The organism is Bacillus sp. PPSBB_2 (assembly GCF_045291115.1).
Classification (GTDB): domain Bacteria; phylum Bacillota; class Bacilli; order Bacillales; family Bacillaceae_G; genus Bacillus_A; species Bacillus_A cereus.
In genome coordinates this window covers 1,118,558-1,140,118 of record NZ_CP147983.1, presented here as the reverse complement: position 1 = coordinate 1,140,118, position 21,561 = coordinate 1,118,558, and the positions used below count along the sequence as shown (strand labels likewise).

Below are 21,561 nucleotides of genomic sequence, written 5' to 3'. Positions count from 1 at the left end.
CCTCCTTTTTAAAAAACTAAATATTCAATCAATTTTATCATTAGATTACAAAAAAAGGAATCATCTCTTTATACTATTCTATAACGATGCAAAAAAAAAACGCTTAGTCACCTAAGCGTTCCTTTCTTTAAGAAGCTTTCTTCAAATCAATTTGAGCAAGTACTGGGTCATGGTCGCTTACACGTCCGTGCTCTTTCATTATATTTGAGTTTAAGTGCACTGGATCTACAATTGTGTGTGGTGCGATATTATTTGTTACTAAAATATGATCTAACACTTGTGCATTTCCTTCGTGAATGTACGTGTAACGATTCTCTTTTGGCACTGTGTTTAACATATCTTTTAAGATTGTTCCCTCTAGTGTTTTTAGTGGTTTAGAGAATTCGAAATCGTTCATATCACCTAACACGACAACTGGTGCATTCGTATTCTTTTTCTGAATTCCTTGCACGAAATGATTTACTTCTTGTGCTAACTGAATTCGTTTGTCTTCACTTTTTAATACGAGCGGCTGCACTTTTCCAAATGGCGTTGCATCTCCTAGTTTTGAGTTTAAGTGATTTGCAACGACAACAATGTTTTGTCCTTGGAACGTAAATTCTGCCGCTAACGGTTTACGTGTACTTTCAAATAATGGATTTTCGTCTCCAATACGAACAACATTTTTATCAAGTAACTTTGGTACCGTCGCTAATTTCACGCGTGATGGATTGTAGAAGAAGCCGACGCGAATATTCGCTCCTGGTGCTCCTCCGTCTTGATTATTGTTTGGAGCGATTTCTACATACTCATACTTCGGTCCACGAATTTCTAGCACTGCATCAATGATACGTTTTGCGCTTAATGACGCATCTGTTGTACCGTCATTAATTGATCCGTTATTATCTTGCATTTCCTCTACACCGATAATATCTGGCATTTTTAAGTTGTATTTAATAGAATACGCTAACGCTTTTACCTTTTCATCTGTTGTTTCTTTTTTATTCGCTGAGAAGTTTTCAATGTTATATGTAGCAACCGTTAACTTATCAAGACGTGGCTGAATATTTGCGCCTACTTGCTTAAATCCACCATCCACTACAGCTGGCAGTTCTGTTATTGGCGAAATACGGAAAGAACCGTAATCATATCCTACTACCCCTGTTATATCTCCAGTGAAAGTATCTCCTACTTTTGCTACATAATCGCGAGGTACTTTTACAGAAAGACGCTCTGGGTTTAATTGGTTTTCATCTAATAGAGGTGTGCCATATTGTGTTACTATTTTATCTCCACCATTTTTTACTGTTACATATAAATTTCCATTTTTCTGAGGTGCAATAATTTTTGGTGTTGGCATCGTAACACGCATGCCTTCTATACTTTCATAAAAGTCGATTGCATCTTCATTTGGATCAAATAAACCGAATGCATCATTATCAATAATCTGGTCCGGGATTTTCACACCGTTTTCCCCAAGTACAATCGGTGCTGGCAAAGATTGATCTTTTGCGATTACAGCAACGCGACTCGCCTTAATTTCTGTCGTCGTTAAGTCTGTTTCAAATCGCTCTGCATATCCTGGTCCAACATATTCTTCTACTACTCCATCAACTTGAATAAGATCTCCTACTGCTACATTCGCATCTTTTTTATATACGTACATACCTTCTGAAGTAGCTGGATCATTATCTGGCTGATTGTCTTCTATATAAAAGCCGTTTTTATCAAGCGCTGTGACAACGCCTTCCACATTGTTTACTTTCTTCCCGTTGTAAGGGGACATATGTGATTTTCCTTGAATGTCATGAATACGAACTGGTTCATTATTTACGATAATAAATGAAAATGTCGAAATTGCTGAAGAAGTAAGTCCTTCTTTTTCTGCGATTGCTTTCACTACACTATTTTCATTCACTATAATTTGTCCATTATAAAGAACACTTTTATTAGTAGGATTAGAGCCATCTAACGTATAGTAAATCGTTGCACCTTCTGTATTCGTCGTTAATGTTACCGCTGTTCCTTTAGCAACTTCTCCACCGTTCGGTGAAGCTACTACATCGCTAACACGGTTTTGTCCTTCACCTTGAAACTTATAAGCTGTCACTGATTTTAAACCTGGGTTACTAAAATATAATTCAAGAGTCCCAGTCAAACTAACTTTCTTCCCGATATTTTCAGGGTGATCTTTTACATTCACTGCCGTTCTCACATCACCTTTTGGCAACTGAACGGGCATGATTTTGTCTGGATTCGTTTCGTTTGGCGAATCTGCAATTGCTACGTTTGTATCATCAAACTTAGCTGGATCCTTCGTATATTTAGAAGAACTTTGCGTATATCCGACAATATATCCTTCCACAATCCCCTTCGTTTTCCCTTGCTGCTTAAATACTTGAATTGCTTTTTCTACTGACATAGAAGCAGTTTCTTCTGCTTGCGCTAAAGTTCCAGTAAATGAAAGCAATAGCAAGAATGATAAAAAGACACTTAACAATTTCTTCACAGCCATTTTCCTCTCCCTATTTCATATTTTCTCAGCATTTCTATCATAACAAATGATTCGTTATATAGAACTATTTTTCGACAAATTTTACAAAAGATTTATTTAATTTACAAGCTTTCAAACTATAATACAAAATAATAATTTTACACCTTCTACAAATGCACTCTATAATGTTAGAGAGAGAAAACAGAAAATATCGACATTTGATTGGCATGTAAAATGGATTCATTTGAATAGGAGTGATTGGATGGAAGTGCAAACAGAAACATACCGCGCAGCTATGAATGGAACATTAGAACGTCATTTTTCAGATATGATTGCTGTTATACCAACTAGAATTACAATTGAGCAGTTAAAACAACGGCTAGAAAATATCGCTACTAAAGTTGATGAGTTAAAAATTGTTTATAGTGATGAGACAAGCCTTATTGTTGAGTTACATATGGATGAAACAATCATACCGTATGAACTGCATATTGATGAGGCGAATGACCCAGAAGAATATAAAATGTACAATAGACAAGATTCTACAATTGTAGATCGTAATTTTGAAGATGCGGCTTTCGGTACTGAAATTTTCACTCGTACGCTATTTGTAGGCGATGTACTCGACTGCTTTTTCCAGCAAATACAATTTTTATGGAACCTCGCCCCAGATTTGTTATTTGTAATCGATTCAAGTGCAGCAATGAAAGTGATATCAAGAAACTATATTGAATATCACGTTGAAAATGAATTATTACCTGACATTCCTGACTTATACGTTATTCATTCCGTTTATGAAGACGATAAAGAAGGTGAGCCTACGCAATATTGGTTTCATACACACGGCCTTTTAAGAGCGGGCGTAACTGAAATAGAGTTAATTATTCCAAATCGCATTTCTTCCTACTACGGCATTGGCGATCTCTTTCAAACATTTGCTAATAATGCCGTTGAGAATGGACAAGTCCCTATGAATGAGCCTATCGTTATCGCGCATAGTCAGCAAGGTTCTATACATACAGTCGCTGTTCCGTGGGAGAAAGGATTATCTTATATAGGGCATAAAACGAGTATGGACCAATTATCTTCAATCGAGGATGAAGAAGTGAAATTACAGCCAATAGATGCACAAAATACATTCTTAGGCGGAATGGATGCCCGAGATGAATACCATCAATCTCCATCCGTTCTCTTATTCAAATTTAATACTTCAGAAGAATATATTGAAAGTTTTTTCAAAGAAAACGAGGAAGCTACAGGGCTCATGTTCTATAAAACAAATAGTGAAACCGATCGTATGGCTTATAATGCGAAAAATACTTTCGGGTATTTCAGCAACATTTTTCAAATTGAAAAATCAAATGAAGAGTTTCGTTTTCTCGCTAAGTTTGGTGTTTCCTATGAAGAGGGTAAAAGCGAACATATGTGGTTTGAAATGCAACATATTACAGAAGACCTGATTCAAGGAATACTCATCAATGAACCATATTTTATAGAAGATATGAGTGAAGGAAATAGTTATCATTTAGATTTTGATAACTTAACAGATTGGGTTATTTATGCAGGAGATGCTGTTATAAAGCCAAATAACTTATATATGTTTATTGGCGAATAAGTATTTTATATAATAAACGAAACGCCTTCAATATGATTGAAGGCGTTTCTTATAATTTATTGTGCGATTAATTCAGCATCTATTACTTTCTCCAAATGAGATAATACACGCTTTGCAGCTTCCTCACCTTGATTCATACAGTCTGGAAGTCCAGCACCAGCATAGGAGCTACCTGCCAAGTATATACCTGGCAACTCTTTCTCCATAAATGTTGTGAGCTTTTTCATTCGCTCGTTATGGCCCACTGTATATTGAGGCATCGCTTCTTTCCAGCGACTTACGATTGTAAACTCTGGATCCTCTGTAATATCCATCGTCTTCCTTAAATCTTCTAGTACGAGCTGAACGAGTTCTTCTTCAGTTTGTTCTACAACCGCTTCATCACCAGCACGTCCAACGTAACAGCGAAGGAGTGTTTTTCCTTCTGGCGTTGTATGTGGCCATTTTTTATGCGTCCACGTACATGCTGTAATGGTGTAATCGCTATTTCGTGATACGACAAATCCTGTACCATTAATATCGCGCTGGATTGCAGACTTTTGGAAAGCAAGTGCCACATTCGCAACGGATGTGGATGGAATATTACGGAAGAAACGAAACTGCTTGTACTGAGCAAACATGGACGGCAATACTTTATGCGAAGTTGCCACTACGATGGCGTCCGCTTCTATTTCTTTTCCGTTACTAAGAGTAATCGTATAACCATCACCCTGTTTCGCAACTTTTTCAATGCGAGTTCCCTTTATTATCGTACCTTCATGCATCTTTGCTTCGAGAGATTTTACGATAGATTCTAAACCTGTTTTCACTGTTTGGAACATTCCCTTTTTCGGTTCAGCTTTCTCTTCTTTCGGAGCGAGCGTACGCATACCGAGTGAAATACTGCGATGTTTCTGCTCAATTTGATACATTTGCGGGAATGTTGACATTAAGCTCATTTCATCAATATCCCCTGCATAAATACCCGATAGTAACGGCTCTATTAAGTTTTCAACCACTTCGTTTCCAAGACGATGTCTGAAAAATTGTCCGAGTGATTGGTCAGATACTGGCTTTGACCTCGGCATTAATAGATCAAAGCCAGCTCTTAGTTTACCAATTGGGGAGAACAGCCCGGAAAATAGAAACGGCGTAATTTGCGTTGGAATTCCCATCATTGATCCATTCGGCATTTTATGTAACCGATTGTTTACAAGGATAAATGATTGACCGGCTTGATTATTTACAAGTTCATCGCCAAGACCTAATTCTTTCACTAATCTAGCTGCACTTTCTTTTCGTGCTAAGAAAGAATCTGGTCCGCGCTCAATTGTAAATCCATCTTTTCGAACGGTTTGAATTTTTCCGCCAAGTTTACCCGATGCTTCTATAAGTAATGTATCAATCGGCAAGTTTTTTTCATGAATATTTTTTTGTAAGTTATACATTGCTGTTAATCCAGTGATGCCTCCGCCGACGATCACAACTTTTTTCCTCAAGCAGGCTCCTCCTTTCTTCTTACAGTACAGATTCTTTTTTCTTTAATACAACATCTGTTAAACAATCAATAAATGCCTCCGATGCATTTGGCATTTCTGGACGATAATATTTTGCACCAATTTCATCCGTTACAACTTTACACTCAAAGTCGTTGTCATATAAAACTTCTAAATGTTCCGCAACAAATCCAACTGGTGCATATACGAATGAAGTATAACCGTGCTTTTCATTTAGTTCTCTCGTTAAATCTTGTACATCTGGACCAATCCAAGGATCTGGTGTGTTTCCTGCACTTTGCCAGCCTACTGCATAGTTTGCTACTTCAGCTCCGCGCGCGATATAATCCGCTGTTTCATTTAATTGATCTGGATATGGATCGCCCATTGCAATAATTTTCTCTGGTAAGCTATGTGCAGATACGATTAATACTGCTTTTTCACGCTCTGCATCTGACATACCGTTATATATACCTTTCACTGCATCAACCCAGTACTGGATGAATTTCGGCTCTTTATACCAGCTATCAATGCCGTGAATTGTTAAGTTTCCAAGTTTCTCAGCTTCTTCTTGTGCTCGTCCAACGTACGATTTCACGCTAAACGTAGAATAATGAGGTGCAAGAACAAGTGCGATTGCATCTTGTATTCCGTCGTTATGCATATCTTTCACCGCATCTTCAATAAACGGTTCAATATGTTTTAAGCCAAGATACATATGGTACTCTACTTCATCTTGTACTTCATTTAAACGCTTCTCTAACTTCTTAGCTTGCTCTAATGTAATAGTAGCTAAAGGAGAAATACCACCAATTGCACGGTAACGCTCTGTTAAATCTTCCAGCATTTCAGGACTTGGCTTTCTTCCTCTGCGAATATGTGTATAGTAACGTTCAATATCTTCTTCTTTATATGGCGTTCCGTATGCCATTACAAGCAAACCAATTTTCTTTTTCATACAGCAATGCTCCTTTACTTCGCTAACTGCCCTTTAGAGTATTCATGAATAAATGTAGTTAAACGTTTTAATGTATCTGGATTTACTTCTGGGAATACACCGTGACCTAGGTTAAAGATATAACCCGGCTGTTTCATCCCTTGATCTAAAATACCTTTTACATGTTCTTCAATAACAGACCATGGTGCAAGTAAGAATGAAGGGTCCATATTACCTTGTACCGCCTTATGAACGCCCCGTGCACGTGCTTCTTCAATCGGTAAGCGCCAATCTAAGCCGACTACATCAAGCGGTAAGTCGTGCCACTCATTCACTAAGTGTGCAGCTCCTACGCCGTGCATAATCATTGGAACACCCATCTTACGAACTTCTGCAAAAATACGCTCCATTGCTGGTTTAATAAATACGCGATAATCCGCTACATTTACTGTTCCAACCCAAGAATCGAAAATTTGAACTGCTTTTGCTCCTGCGTTAATTTGCGCTTTTAAATATGTAATAACCATATCTGCTAGTTTATCCATTAAAGCGAACCAAGCTTTCGGCTCTGCATACATGAACGCTTTCGTATTATGGTAGTTACGAGATGGACCGCCTTCAATCATATAGCTCGCTAATGTAAATGGAGCTCCTGAAAAACCGATTAACGGTACGTCTAACATTTCTGTCGTTAATAAACGAATTGTATCTAGTATGTACGGTACGTCATCTTCTGGATTGATTTCCCCTAGTTTTTCTACGTCTTGTAAAGAACGGATTGGGTTATCGATAACTGGGCCAATACCTGATTTAATTTCTACATCCACACCAATTGCAGGTAGTGGTGACATAATATCTTTATAAAGAATTGCTGCGTCTACGTTATATTGATCAACCGGCAACTTTGTCACGTAAGCACACAACTCTGGATTGTGTGTAATTTCAAATAAAGAATACTTTTCTTTAATCTTTCTATATTCCGGCTGTGAACGACCTGCTTGACGCATATACCATGCTGGTACATAATCGGTACGTTCCCCCCTACATGCTTTTAAAAATGTCTCATTTATAGTTCTTACCAAGACCCTTGCTCCCTTCCTTACCAATGCTTCGAATACGTTCGATATTTATCTTTTTTTACTATACAGCTTGTAAAAACAAAATGCATAATATTATGTACGTTGTTCATTAAATTGACACAAACATTCTTAAAAACGCTTACTATTTTCACAACATTCTTATTATAACACAGAGAAAAACTATGGTTTAGCTACTTTTGACTTTTCTCCTTCACGATTCGTTTGTGTATTATATGGTACAACGTAAAAGCTCGGTTTTGAAAATATGTTAACGAACTTTTCCTCATATTCCCCAGCACCATTTACAGTGCTAACATGCGTATGAATTCCGTTCTCCACTCTATAGATTCGGTACATAATTCTGTTATCTGGAAGTGGCGTCCAGCTTAATTTTGCTTTAAATAAACCGAAAGGGCTAAATGATAATTTCATTTTTACATCTTCAATTTTGCGCAGCCGAATCGGAGCGCTGATTGTTTCCACACCTTCAGGCTTCATAAACTTCTCTTTATGTTCTACATTAGACTTCGTTAAAATTTTCTTAAACAATTTTGTCGCAGATGCACTTTCTCCTTGCAACTGATGCTCCTTATTCGTACGGTCATAACCAATCCAAACAGCGCCTACTAAGTTCGGTGTATAACCAACGAACCACATATCTCTTGCTCCCTTATCGTCATTTGGCAATGAAGTTGTACCCGTTTTTCCAGCTAACGCACCGTTATATACACCAACTCTTGCTGTCCCTTCCTTCACAACTCCTTCTAGCATTTTCGTCATATACCATGCTGTCTGCTTCGAGAAGATTTTTGTCTCTACTTTTGGAGATTCCCCAATGACTGCACCGTGTCTATTTAATACTTTATCAATAACGTGCGGCTCTATAATATTTCCATTTGCTAAAAATGAACGATACATTTTTACAAGATCAAATGTTGAAACGCCATTTTTCAATCCGCCAAGCGCTGTACTTAAACCAGCATCTGCAATATGAACATTTCCTTTTTCTAAATATTGCTTTCCTTCTTCTACCCCTAACTCATTTAATAAAGAAACTGCCGGTACATTTGCCGACTCTAAAATCGCATCATACATCGTCATTTCTTTTGAATACTCATGATTATAATTTCGAGGTTCATACCCTTCAAAAGAATTTCTTTCATTCGTTAATAAAGAATACGGATTATACTTTTTCGTTTCTAGTGCTGGTGCATAAACGATAAGTGGTTTTAAAACAGATCCAGGCTGCCTTTTGGCAAAAACACGATTAAATCCTCTCGGGACGTACTTTCTTCCCCCAATCGCCGCTTTAATCCCTCCCGTACGATTATCCATTAATAAGAAAGCACCTTGCGCCCCCTCTTCTTTCCCAGGGAAATTCCTTGCATCTTGAAACTGGTTATATGCTACCTTTTGAATCTTTTCATCCATAGGTACGACAAACGTATATCCTCCGCGAAGTACTTCTTGATGAGACAACCCGTATAAACGAGCGGCTTCATCTATGACCATATCAATATACGGCATATATGCAAGCTCATTCTCATCTAAATTTTTATATAGAGCAATTGTCTTCCCTTGATAACGAACGCTTTCTTCTGCAGTCAAATAGCCTTGTTTATGCATAAGTGACAACACTAGATCACGGCGTTCCTTACTCTTCTCTGCAGAATAGTACGGTGAATATCCGTTTGGTGACTTCGGAAGGCCTGCAAGCATTGCCCCTTCCTCTACTGTTAAATCCTCAACATTTTTATTAAAATACAACTTTGCTGCCGCTTGAATACCGTAAGCCCCATGACCAAAATAAATATGATTCATATACATTTCAAGAATTTGTTGCTTCGTATATTTTTGCTCTAATTGAAGAGAAATTGCGACTTCCTTCAATTTGCGCGTAAATGTTTTTTCACGAGTTAAAAAGACGTTTTTAGCGAGTTGCTGCGTAATGGTACTACCGCCCTCTACCTTCTCTCTAGCTAACGTATCTTTATAAAGAGCACGGAATATAGACGGATAATCAATCCCTTGATGCTCATAAAAACGAGAATCTTCCACCGCAACAAACGCCTGCTGCACATACTTCGGAATTTGCTCGATTGGTACGAGCTCTCTATTTTCTACGTATAATTTCGTAATTTCTTTCCCTTTCTGGTCAACGATACGTGATGAAGAGTGGAAAACGAGCTGCTTTTCATCCATCATATAGCCACCAGCTAACACGATAAGTTTATAGATTACAATCGCTACTACGAACGTTGCGACGCCGCCTAATAAAGTCCACTTTACTTTCTTCATACATCGTCCTTCTTTCCAAATGATGGTACATTTATTATTTGAAAAAGAAGTATCTTTATGTATATAATCTTCGAAGTTTTTTAAGAGAGTTGATATAATAGAAACAAACTATTAAGGGGGGCATTAAAATGAAGGCTATTATTTCATACGAAACACCTCTAGAACAAGCACATTTCACTGCAAAAAATGATGAAAAAAATATGTTTTATAAAGAAAATACAGAAGAATCTGTAGAAGGTTCACTTCAATATGATGTACTAGATGCTGTCGGTGAATTTAAAGGACAACCTGGCTATATATCGTTTGTAACAACATTTCTGTCACAGACGAAGGTCGCCCTGTATTTGAAAACCGTTTTAAAAACCGCGCAGGCCTTATTGAAAACGAACCAGGATTCCAAGCGATCCGTGTTCTACGCCCATTAAGTAACGATACATACGTCATCTTAACGATGTGGGAAACAGAGCAAAACTTTAAGGACTGGACAGAATCACGTTCATTCGAAAACGCTCATAAAAAACGTCCCACGCAAGCAGAAGGACAAGCTCAAGCGCATCCACATGCGGAACAGCAAAAGAGTATTTTCTCTCGTCCATCTTTTGTGACTACTTTTGATGTGTTAGTTTAATCAAAACATAATACAACACTAACAGTACGTGAAATTATATTAACGATTTTCCGAATATATCTATCACATCTTGAAATATATCAACGATTCGACTAAAGATATCAATTTAATGACAAAAAGGAAACACCATTACACACCGGTGTTTCCTTTTTCTTTGTACCAATTATATATACGAAGTGAATCTTTTTTTCTCATATGCTTTACTTCATAACCCTGCCCAGCTACCGCTACAAGAGTTGTACATAATTCATCTTTTCTTTGAAAATACGATTGATTATAACCTACTGCTTGAACATGTCTTCTTCGCATTATTCCTGTATATTTCGAAAAATTACGATATACAACCGTTAGTTGATTTTCTCTTAATTCATAACCGCCACTTTTATATCTAGCATACGCAAATAACGAAAACACGATAAATAACGGTAAAATAAAAAATAACGCAATATATTGTTTAAAATATATACTCACGCTGGCAATTAGAACTGTGAGTATGATACTTATTAACCAGCCCATAATGAAATAACGACGCAACGCTGTTTTTGGTAAGTGAACGATCTCCGCTTCGATTTCATATGGTAACTCTAAATATGTGATCAGGTGCTGTACATCTTTTTTCTTCATAAATGGATGCAACATTACTTCGTTACTTGCTGCTCCAATACTTTGAATTGCTTCCACTTCAACAGCACAATAGCCAAACGGCTGGCGAAGCATACCTTCTTTTACAGTAATCGCTTGAATGCGGTGCAATTTTAAGACAAACTCTTTCTTTTCAAATAATCCTTGAACGATACGAATCTCTTCCCCTTTTCGCTCAATTTTAAAGTTTGCATATTTCAACACATATCCAGCCGTGGAAATAATCCACGAAATTCCCATTAAAATTAATGCAATTACAATTAGTTTATAAACACCGTTTCCCATCACATACGCTTCTACTTTACTTGTGAATCCTTCAGGAAGAACAAAATCAAACTTTGTGTAAAGAAGTACTAGTCCAGAGAACACTAGTCCGAACCGACCAGATGTAATCGCTGCGGCTAAAACCTCTTTCGCTGTTAACTGATAAACCGTCTTGCTTTCTTCCTCTTCTATTTCTTCTTTTACAGTAGTTTCTTTCTTATGTAATAAAGAAATTAAATGTTTTGCCTCGTCTTCTTTAATACCAGCCAACATCACTTCTGGTTCATTACCACCACCGGCTACTTCTATATTTAACTTCATAAGTCCGAGCATTTGATAAATGATGTTAGAAGACGTACTAATATTTTGCACACGTTCTTTATTTAAATAGCTTTCCTTCTTTACAAAAACACCGTGCTTTATATGTAAAATATTATTCTCAATCCAGTACACTTTAAAATACCATTTAATTGCTGAAAAAATAGCCATGATGAATAAAACAACCAGAAGAAAAAGATAAAATAAATACCAAGGTTCCACTTGTTCATCAGGTTTAAATAAAACAAGAATAATAAGTGGCAACAAACTCGCAATCCTAATACCTAACAATATCGTAATCGGATGTTGCCTCTTATACATCCTTATCACTCACTTTCGCAAGTTCTCCAATTTGTCTTTTCAGCTGTTCTGCTTCTTCTTTCGTTAAACCTGGAATACTATGAGAAGTTGCGGCTGTTGAAATATGTAATTCTGCTAAATTATACTTTCTCATGATCGGCCCTTGCTCAATCGTTACGTGCTGCACACGGATCATCGGAATAAGTACGCGTTTTACAACGAACATTCCCTTTTGAATCTCAATCTCTTCTTCATTTAATCTGTAACTATAATAGCGCTGACGTAAATTTGGAAACACCAAATAATCAAGTGGAATAAATGTAATAGCTCCTGTTACTAATAGTCCAAACAACCAGCCCCACCAGTTAAAGTTAATCATAAAAAAGAAATACGCAATTACGACTGTTAGTATAACTGCCGTCCCAATTAAAGCGTGAATTCGCCACACTTTCAGCATATTAGAATGAATCTCCCTTTCTAACGGCTGCATCTCATCACTCCAATTCTATGAATTTATTACTTATATATTATCAAAAAATAAGATTTCATATACATTTTTGTAAATTTATAGTCAAATAAAAATAGTTGAATCAAAAGCATATTAAAGAAACACACACCTCAGTTTTGAAAATTATGTATTATAAATATGAATTATATTGAACTAAAATAAACCTTACATGATTCATGTAAGGTTTATCGTTTTATACACAATATATTTCATTATTGTTGAGATATACTAGCATCGCTTTCAATTCGCTTTTCTTTTTGGCTCAGTTTTTTATCTTTAGATTTTTTTAATGTTAAAGTCATGCCAATAAAAATAAAAAGAATTCCTGTTATTTGCATTAAAGTTGGACGGAATCCAGTAAGTACAGTATCTAATAATATTGCCACTGCCGGATCTAAAAAAACTAATATTGAGATTGTTTTTGTAGATAAATAGCGTAAACTATCAAAAAACAGATAATATACTATCCCTGTGTGAATAAAACCAGTAGCTATAATATATGTCCAATTACTTTGAGTGAGGCCACTAAAAGCATCTAAATCTATAAATGGTATTAAAAGAAATATCCCCAAGAATGTTTGTAAAAATGTCATTGCATACGCACTCATTTTGTTAATCCCTTTACCAAATAAAGTTGTAAATGCATAAAAGAGAGCTGCAAGAAATCCCCATATCATACCTGAAGACATTAATGAACCGACAGAGAAGCTTCCATCGATACCAGCAATTAATAAAGCTCCTGCAAAACACACAATTATTGAAATGATAGATATGAATGTTAATTTTTCTTTAAAGACGATACTTCCAATTAACAGTACAATTACTGGTGCAAGATGATAAACTGAGATAGCAATGGTAACTGACATATTTTCAAAGGCTTTAAATAAGAAAACCCAATTAAATACTAAGAAAAAACCACATATTAAAACTTGAATAACTTCTTTTCGTTCCCATTTATCTTGTTTATATTGCCCTGTAAGCAACCAGCATACACTTAAAAATATTGTCGCAAAAATACACCTTACAAACACTAATTCAAACGAAGGTAAGTTTGTTTGAACCGAAAAAAATCCAACTGATCCAAAGATAACCATTGATGCTATCATCTTTAAGGCCGGTACCGTTTTCTCTTGCTTAAAACTCTTTTGAAGCAAATTAATCCCCCTCCAATAAAAACTCGGTTTATAGTGAGAAAAACACCAGCCTAAAAAAAGGACAGGTGCTTTTCCTCAAAAACACTCAATTATAAATTTTTTCCAGCAGTCCAACCACCATCAATTACAAAATTAGAACCAGTAATAAAGCGGGCCTGATCAGAAATCAAGTAATCAATACATGAAACAATATCCTGCGGCAACCCCCAAGTATCTAAAGATTGATTACTTTTTATCATAGACATCAAGGCTTTATTACTAAAGTATTCTTCTGTAAGTTCAGTTCTAATAACACCGGGAGAAATACTATTTACCCTTATATTTTGCTTACCAAATTCCATAGCCATCTGTTTAGTCAATCCGATTAAAGCATGCTTTGATGCAACATAAGCAGCTCGCTCTGGTTCAGCCATTAATCCAGAAACCGATGCTATATTCACAATACAACCTTTTATTTTCGATTCACACCATCGCTTAGCTACTTCCCTAGAAAGGATAAATGGGGCTACTAAATTTACATCAATTACTTTTTTAAACATATCATCGGATAAATGTAAAACAGGTGTTATCTCTCGAATACCAGCTGCATTTATTAATATATCAGGAGAAAGCTTTTCTAAATCTAATTGAGTAAAAAGATTATGAATCGCTTCGCTATTACTTAAATCAATTTGCACTACTTTCAAAGGCATATCTGTTTTCATATAATCTATTAAATTATTATTATGAATATCAAGCGCTATTACATGAAATGATTTTTCTAAAAAGTATTTTATACAAGCATGACCTATACCGCTATTGGCTCCAGAAATCATAATTATTTTATTCTCTCTCATTTTGTCTCCTTATAAGAAAATGTTACTAATAAAATATCACGAAAAGCCTCCGTACTACATTCTGTTCCAAGTGGCGTTACGGCATGGAAGACCTTTTGTCCAAATACTAAAGTTTCTAAAGGCTCCTTCAAACTTATAAACTGATTAATTTCTCGAGGAGAATTAGCTATTAAATTATCTCCACCAATAGCTGTATTACTTAAATTCATAAGGTGTAAAAACACTACTGGTTCATCATCTTTATGTAACCAAATAGGTGAACTAAAAGATGGTCTTTCTTTAGTAGCTTTATATCTTACTTGATGTAAACCTATAATTAAGTCTTTACTTGTATCTATTATATTTGTTTTAAATGCAAATTCAGTATCGAAACGCACGATATTCTGAATTAAAGGATTGCATAAAAAGCTATCATTTATGCCATTGAACTGTCTAACTTTCCCGCCATCGTCATAGTTATATTCTTTAGATTGGAAGTAATCATTACTATTATCTAAAATATAATCTGGTGAATCAACATACTTTATATACCTTGAATAAGATCTAGCACGGCATTCACCGTACGCATCATCTTCCAAATTATAATAATCTAACTGTGCTTGTGTTAATAAACGATGATTCTCTTCCTCTTGTAAAAAGATTTCATTTGAGATTTCAAGGAATCCTTTAGATTCAAATTCATGTACCTTTTCTTCTATGCTAAACCCATTCATTTTACTAAGAACAAACGTCATTATAAAAACCTCCACACTATTGTATTTTTCTATCTCACCCTATGTTAGAAATGCAATAAGTAACCGAGATTCTTGCTTAATAAAATTTTAAATTATGATATTCAATTAATACACCAAATGAAATATATGTAATTCATTAAAATTATTTATTAAGCAATATTATATATCCTTTTGGTTATTTTTTCTAATTATCTGAAGATTTATCAACATTAGTCTTAATATTCGAAATTAAAGAAATGGATTTTTCAGAAAGATAAAACTGCGCGTATTGCAATTATTTATGTATATAACTTTTTTAAAAATTATATTTTAAATATAGCTAGTTTTTTATAAATTTTTTGATATAATTACATACGGGAAAAGGGAAGAATTTTGTCTTCCCTTGTGTTTTTATTTGCATCTAGTACTTTTGCTAGATGCTTTTTTTATGCTAAAAAAGGTATCCTCAAATACTTTGAGGATACCTTTTCACCTTTATTATCTCTGCTGTTTTCTACCTAATACGAGTAACCCAAAACTCATCATTACAAGAAGTGCTCCCATATATGGTTCCACAGGCATTTTCTGCCCTGTCTTCGGTAATTCTTTTTCAGGTTTCTCTGGATTCGGTGTCCCTGGCTTTTCTGGATCTGGTGTTCCAGGTTTTTCTGGATTCGGTGTTCCAGGTTTTTCTGGATCTGGTGTTCCAGGTTTTTCTGGATTCGGTGTTCCAGGCTTCTCCGGATCCGGTGTTCCAGGTTTTTCTGGATCTGGTGTTCCAGGTTTTTCTGGATTCGGTGTTCCAGGTTTCTCCGGATCTGGTGTTCCAGGCTTTTCTGGATCTGGTGTTTCTGGACCTGGTGGTGCTAAATGATTCAATTTGTTTAATACTTCTAATTGAACTGCATTTATCATTCCATTTGTAATTTCAAATGGAATTGGATTAGTTAATTTTTCATATCCTTTTGGTGCTTCTACTTCTACTAGTGTGTAGTTACCTACAGATAGATCTGTGATTTTTGCCTTTCCATCTTTATCTGTTGTTACTTTCACTACTACTTTTCCCTTTTCATCATGAACTTCAAACACAGCTCCTGATAAGACTTCCTTGCTTTCAGCGGCCATTTTTGTAATCTCCACTGAACCTTTGTCTAACTGTTCGTTCTCTACTTTCAATGATAAGACTTTTGTCATACCTTTTGTAATTTCGAATGATACTGGTTCCGTTAACTTTTTGTAACCTGGTAAGCTCTTCGTCTCTACTAATTTGTATTTTCCTACTGATAGATCTGAAACGTTTGCTTTTCCTTCTTTATCCGTCGTTACTTTCGCAACTACTTTGCCTTTTGAGTCACGTACTTCAAATACAACATTTTCTAATGGTGCTTTACTGTCTTTATCTATTTTTGTGATTTCTACATTCCCCGTATCTACCATTTCATTTTCTACAGTGAACGCTAAAGATTTTGTCATACCTTTTGTAATTTCAAATGGTACAGGCTTTTCTAATTTTTTGTAGCCTGGTAAACTCTCTACTTCTACTAGCTTGTACTTTCCTACTGATAAATCTGAAACTGTTGCTTTTCCAGCTTTATCTGTCGTTACTTTCGTTACTACCTTGCCTTTGTCGTCTTGTACTTCAAAGACTACACCTGCTAACGGTGCCTTATTATCTTTATCTATTTTTGTAATTTCTACATTTCCCGTATCTACCATTTCATTTTCTATTTTTAATGATAGAACTTCTGTCATACCTTTTGTAATTTCAAACGATACTGGTTCTGTTAATTGTTTGTAACCTGGTAAACTTTCTTTCTCTACTAATTTGTACTTTCCTACTGATAGATCTGAGATTTTTGCTTTACCATTTTTATCTGTTTTTACTTCTGTTACTACTTTTCCTTTGTCGTCTTGTACTTCGAAGACTACGCCTTCTAATACTTTTTGACTATCTTTATCTACTTTTGTGATTTCTACTGAACCTTTGTCTAACTGTTCATTCTCTACTTTTAATGATAAGACTTCTGTCATACCCTTTTCAATTTCGAATGATACTGGCTCTGTTAGCTTTTTGTAGCCTGGTAAGCTTTCTACTTCTACTAGTTTGTAATTTCCTACAGATAGATCTGAAATTTTCGCTTTTCCTTCTTTATCTGTTGTTACTTTTGTTACTACTTTGCCTTGCTCATCTTGCACTTCGAATGTTACGCCTTTTAATAACGCGCCACTTTCTTTGTCCACTTTTGTAATTTCTACTGAGCCTTTATCTACTAATTCGTTCTCTACTTTTAGTGATAAAACTTCTGTCATACCTTTTTTGATTTCGAATGATACTGGTTTCGCTAGTTTTTTATATCCTGGTAAGCTTTCTACCTCTACTAGCTTATATTTTCCTACTGGTAAATCTGAAATTGTTGCTTGTCCTTCTTTATCTGTCGTTACTTTTGTTACTACTTTGCCTTTTTCATCTTGCACTTCGAATGTTACGCCCGCTAATACTGCGCCACTTTCTTTGTCTACTTTTGTAATTTCTACTGAACCTTTATCTAACAGTTCGTTCTCTACTTTCAATGATAAAACTTTCGTCATACCTTTTTTGATTTCGAATGATACTGGTTCCGTTAATTTTTTGTAACCTGGTAAACTCTTCGTCTCTACTAATTTATATTTTCCTACTGATAGATCTGAAACGTTTGCTTTTCCTTCTTTATCTGTCGTTACTTCTGCTACTACTTTGCCTTTGTCGTCTTGTACTTCGAAGACTACGCCTTCTAATACTTTTTGACTATCTTTATCTACTTTTGTAATTTCTACTGAACCTTTGTCTAACTGTTCATTCTCTACTTTTAATGATAAGACTTCTATCATACCCTTTTTAATTTCGAATGATACTGGCTCTGTTAGTTTTTTGTAGCCCGGTAAGCTTTCTACTTCTACTAGTTTGTAACTTCCTACAGATAGATCTGAAATTTTTACTTTTCCTTCTTTATCTGTTGTTACTTTCGTTACTACTTTGCCTTTTTCATCTTGTACTTCGAAGACTACGCCTTCTAATACTTTTTGACTATCTTTATCTACTTTTGTAATTTCTAATGAGCCTTTATCTACTAATTCGTTCTCTACTTTTAGTAATAAAACTTCTGTCATACCTTTTTTGATTTCGAATGATACTGGTTTCGCTAGTTTTTTATATCCTGGTAAGCTTTCTACCTCTACTAGCTTATATTTTCCTACTGGTAAATCTGAAATTGTTGCTTGTCCTTCTTTATCTGTCGTTACTTTTGTTACTACTTTGCCTTTTTCATCTTGCACTTCGAATGTTACGCCCGCTAATACTGCGCCACTTTCTTTGTCTACTTTTGTAATTTCTACTGAACCTTTATCTAACAGTTCGTTCTCTACTTTCAATGATAAAACTTTCGTCATACCTTTTTTGATTTCGAATGATACTGGTTCCGTTAATTTTTTGTCACCTGGTAAGCTCTTCGTCTCTACTAATTTGTATTTTCCTACTGATAGATCTGAAACGTTTGCTTTTCCTTCTTTATCTGTCGTTACTTCTGTTACTACTTTGCCTTTGTCGTCTTGTACTTCGAAGACTACGCCTTCTAATACTTTTTGACTATCTTTATCTACTTTTGTTACTTCCACATTTCCCTTGTCTAACATTTCGTTTTCTACTGTTAAAGCAAGAGATTTTGTCATGCCTTTTTCAATTTGGAAAGTAATCGGATCTACTAATTGTTTATACCCTTTTGGTGCCTTTACTTCTACTAACTTGTATGTGCCGACTGATAAATTAGTAACTTGTGCTTGTCCTTTTTTATCTGTCGTTATTTTAGCGACTACTTGTCCTGCTTCATCTTGAATTTCAAAGACTGCATCAGCTAAAGCATCTTTATTTTCTTTATCTACTTTTGTAATTTCTACATTTCCTGTATCCACTAATTCATTTTCTACAGTCAATTGTAATGCTGTTACTCTACCCTTTTCAATTTCGAATGAAATTGGCTTTTCTAGTGGTTTGTATCCTGCCGGTGTTTCTACTTCTACCAACTCATACTTTCCAATAGATAAATCTGAAACGTTTGCTTTTCCTTCTTTATCCGTTTTTACTTTCGCAACTACTTTTCCTTTTGAATCACGTACTTCAAATACAACATTTTCTAATGGAGCTTTACTATCTTTATCTATTTTTGTTATCTCTATATTCCCTGTATCCACCATTTCATTTTCTACTTTCAATGATAGGACCTCGGTCATGCCTTTTTTAATTTCGAATGATACTGGTTTTTCTAACTTTTTATAACCAGGTAAACTTTCTACCTCTACTAATTCATACTTTCCTACAGGTAAATCTGAAACATTTGCTTTTCCTTCTTTATCTGTCGTTACTTTCGTAACTTCCTTACCCTTTTCATCTTGTACGATGAATGTTACTCCCGCTAACGGTGCTTTATTATCTTTATCTATCTTTGTTATCTCTATATTTCCCGTATCTACCATTTCATTTTCTATTTTTAATGATAAGATCTCGGTCATACCTTTTGTAATTTCAAACGATACTGGCTCTGTTAATTTCTTATAACCTGGTAAACTTTCTTTCTCTACTAATTTGTACTTTCCTACTGATAGATCTGAGATTTTTGCTTTACCATCTTTATCTGTTTTTACTTCCTTTACTACTGTTCCAGCTTCATCTTGCACTTCAAAGACTACGCCTTTTAATGCTTTTTTGCTGTCTTTATCTATTTTTGTAATTTCTACTGAACCTTTATCTAACTGTTCATTTTCTACTTTCAACGATAGGACTGTTGTCATACCTTTTGTAATTTCGAATGATACTGAATCTGTTAGCTTTTTGTAGCCTGGTAAACTTTTTGTCTCTACTAATTTGTACTTCCCTACTGATAAATCAGAGATTTTTGCTTTACCATCTTTATCTGTTTTTACTTCTGTTACTACTTTGCCTTGCTCATCTTGCACTTCGAAGACTACGCCTTCTAGTACTTTTTGGCTATCTTTATCTATTTTTATAATTTCTACTGAGCCTTTGTCTAACTGCTCATTTTCTACTTTTATTGCTAAAGCTTTTGTCATACCTTTTTTTATTTCAAATGGTACTGGTTCTGTTAGCTTTTTATAACCTGGTAAGCTTTTCGTCTCTACTAATTTGTACTTTCCTACTGATAGATCTGAAACGTTTGCTTTTCCATCTTTATCTGTTACTACTTTTCTTACTACTTCATCTTTCTCATCTTGGACTTCAAATTCGACACCCGCTAATACTGCTCCGTTTTCTTTGTCCACTTTTGTAATTTCTATATTACCTTTGTCTACCATTGCATTTTCCACTTGTATTGGGAATATGCCGTCCCCTGTTACATTTACTTCGAACTCTGCTTCTTTTAATTGGTAGCCTTCAGGCGCTTTCGTTTCTTTTAAAATATATTTCCCTGGTGCTAACGGTTTAGAGATTGCCTTACCATCTTTATCTGTAACAATATGTTCGACTACTACACCGTCTTTTACTATAACAAACTCTGCATTTGCTAATGGTTTTTCACCATTTTCCGAATCAATTTTCTTTACTTCAATTTGACCCTTTTGCATAGTATTTTTAATTTCAATTGTTTTTGTTTCTCCAGCTTGAAGTGTAACCTCTACTGGGCTTGTTAATTTTTGATATCCTTCTGGTGCTACTGTTTCATAAACTTTATACGTCCCAGGAGCTAAAGTTTGAGGTACTGAAAAACCTTTTTCGTCCGTTTTCAGTTTTGCAACAACTTCATTTGCACTATTTCGAACTTCAAATTCGGCACCTTTTAACCCTTTGTTCAGATTCTCAGAATCTATTTTATGAATCGATACTGTACCGTCTTTTGGAGCTTCAGGCGGCGTAATAGTTACTTCTTTTGATGTTAATGAGGGTGTTGCAAAACTCATAAATATCCAAAAATGAATGCATAAAAAAATCCGTTTTCCTGGAAAAATGATAGTAACCGAAACTATCTCCAGAAAGGACGGATTTACTAGTATGATAACCAAATTTGATGAAAATCAATCCATTTTACAGATTTTATTTGCATACGTAGACAGTTTAACTATTGAAGGCGTTCCGCCTGTGACAGGTCGCCCACCAATCTGTAGAAAAGCCTTACTGAAATGCTTTTTCTTGAAAACTGTATTTCAAATTGACTCTTTACGCAAATTAACACGTTTTTTGCATCAATATCCTTCATTTCGTGTATCTTGTGGTTTATATTTCGTTCCTCACGTTTCTACTTTTTCACGTGTAGGTACTTGGTTTCGTGAAAAGGG

13 protein-coding genes and 2 pseudogenes are annotated in these 21,561 nt (G+C 35.3%); 3 read left to right on the top strand and 12 right to left on the bottom strand.

Annotated features, from left to right (window positions below; all coding sequences use genetic code 11):
• Positions 1 to 127 precede the first annotated feature (127 nt).
• Positions 128 to 2,494: a DUF6359 domain-containing protein gene (locus tag V6946_RS05515; RefSeq protein WP_046392434.1), complete on the bottom strand. Its 2,367-nt coding sequence runs from the start codon at positions 2,492 to 2,494 to the stop codon at positions 128 to 130.
• A gap of 241 nt (positions 2,495 to 2,735) precedes the next feature.
• Between V6946_RS05515 and V6946_RS05510 the strand changes: the two genes are divergently transcribed.
• A complete protein-coding gene (locus tag V6946_RS05510; protein ID WP_000453705.1) occupies positions 2,736 to 4,088 on the top strand; it encodes a DUF4026 domain-containing protein in 1,353 nt (450 codons plus the stop codon).
• 56 nt (positions 4,089 to 4,144) lie between these two features.
• On the opposite strand, the gene hemY is transcribed toward V6946_RS05510, so the two are convergent.
• From hemY to V6946_RS05490, 4 genes are all read right to left on the bottom strand, one after another.
• Positions 4,145 to 5,566, bottom strand: coding sequence for a protoporphyrinogen oxidase (hemY, locus tag V6946_RS05505; protein WP_001228101.1), 1,422 nt, complete (start codon positions 5,564 to 5,566; stop codon positions 4,145 to 4,147).
• Between the two features lie 19 nt (positions 5,567 to 5,585).
• Entirely contained in the window at positions 5,586 to 6,521 is a 936-nt protein-coding gene (gene hemH, locus V6946_RS05500) for a ferrochelatase (RefSeq protein ID WP_000726779.1), read from the bottom strand.
• Positions 6,522 to 6,535: 14 nt separating this feature from the next.
• Positions 6,536 to 7,582: a uroporphyrinogen decarboxylase gene (gene hemE / locus V6946_RS05495; protein ID WP_000252605.1), complete on the bottom strand. Its 1,047-nt coding sequence runs from the start codon at positions 7,580 to 7,582 to the stop codon at positions 6,536 to 6,538.
• Positions 7,583 to 7,759: 177 nt separating this feature from the next.
• Entirely contained in the window at positions 7,760 to 9,877 is a 2,118-nt protein-coding gene (locus V6946_RS05490) for a PBP1A family penicillin-binding protein (protein ID WP_336456233.1), read from the bottom strand.
• A gap of 128 nt (positions 9,878 to 10,005) precedes the next feature.
• On the opposite strand from V6946_RS05490, the pseudogene hmoB reads away from it, so the two are divergent.
• Positions 10,006 to 10,505: pseudogene (gene hmoB, locus V6946_RS05485) on the top strand (heme-degrading monooxygenase HmoB).
• Between the two features lie 129 nt (positions 10,506 to 10,634).
• Here the strand turns inward: hmoB and V6946_RS05480 are convergent.
• The 7 genes and pseudogenes from V6946_RS05480 to V6946_RS05450 all read right to left on the bottom strand — a co-directional run.
• Positions 10,635 to 12,050 (bottom strand): PH domain-containing protein, encoded by a 1,416-nt coding sequence (locus V6946_RS05480; RefSeq protein ID WP_366982100.1) that lies wholly within the window; start codon positions 12,048 to 12,050, stop codon positions 10,635 to 10,637.
• A complete protein-coding gene (locus V6946_RS05475; protein ID WP_366982099.1) occupies positions 12,043 to 12,519 on the bottom strand; it encodes a PH domain-containing protein in 477 nt (158 codons plus the stop codon). Before V6946_RS05475 ends, V6946_RS05480 begins: the two co-directional genes overlap by 8 nt.
• Positions 12,520 to 12,749: 230 nt before the next feature.
• Entirely contained in the window at positions 12,750 to 13,691 is a 942-nt protein-coding gene (locus tag V6946_RS05470) for a DMT family transporter (protein ID WP_000939625.1), read from the bottom strand.
• Between the two features lie 89 nt (positions 13,692 to 13,780).
• Positions 13,781 to 14,527 (bottom strand): SDR family NAD(P)-dependent oxidoreductase, encoded by a 747-nt coding sequence (locus V6946_RS05465; RefSeq protein WP_139849529.1) that lies wholly within the window; start codon positions 14,525 to 14,527, stop codon positions 13,781 to 13,783.
• Positions 14,524 to 15,261 (bottom strand): 2OG-Fe dioxygenase family protein, encoded by a 738-nt coding sequence (locus tag V6946_RS05460; RefSeq protein ID WP_000144812.1) that lies wholly within the window; start codon positions 15,259 to 15,261, stop codon positions 14,524 to 14,526. The genes V6946_RS05465 and V6946_RS05460 overlap by 4 nt, the downstream gene beginning before the upstream one ends.
• Positions 15,262 to 15,738: 477 nt before the next feature.
• Positions 15,739 to 16,956, bottom strand: coding sequence for a SpaA isopeptide-forming pilin-related protein (locus V6946_RS05455; RefSeq protein ID WP_406622346.1), 1,218 nt, complete (start codon positions 16,954 to 16,956; stop codon positions 15,739 to 15,741).
• A gap of 36 nt (positions 16,957 to 16,992) precedes the next feature.
• Positions 16,993 to 21,186, bottom strand: a pseudogene (locus tag V6946_RS05450) (SpaA isopeptide-forming pilin-related protein); the annotation flags it as partial.
• Between the two features lie 91 nt (positions 21,187 to 21,277).
• On the opposite strand from V6946_RS05450, the gene V6946_RS05445 reads away from it, so the two are divergent.
• Positions 21,278 to 21,561, top strand: a 284-nt coding sequence (locus tag V6946_RS05445; protein ID WP_406622057.1) for a transposase, incomplete at its 3' end; no start/stop codon positions are given.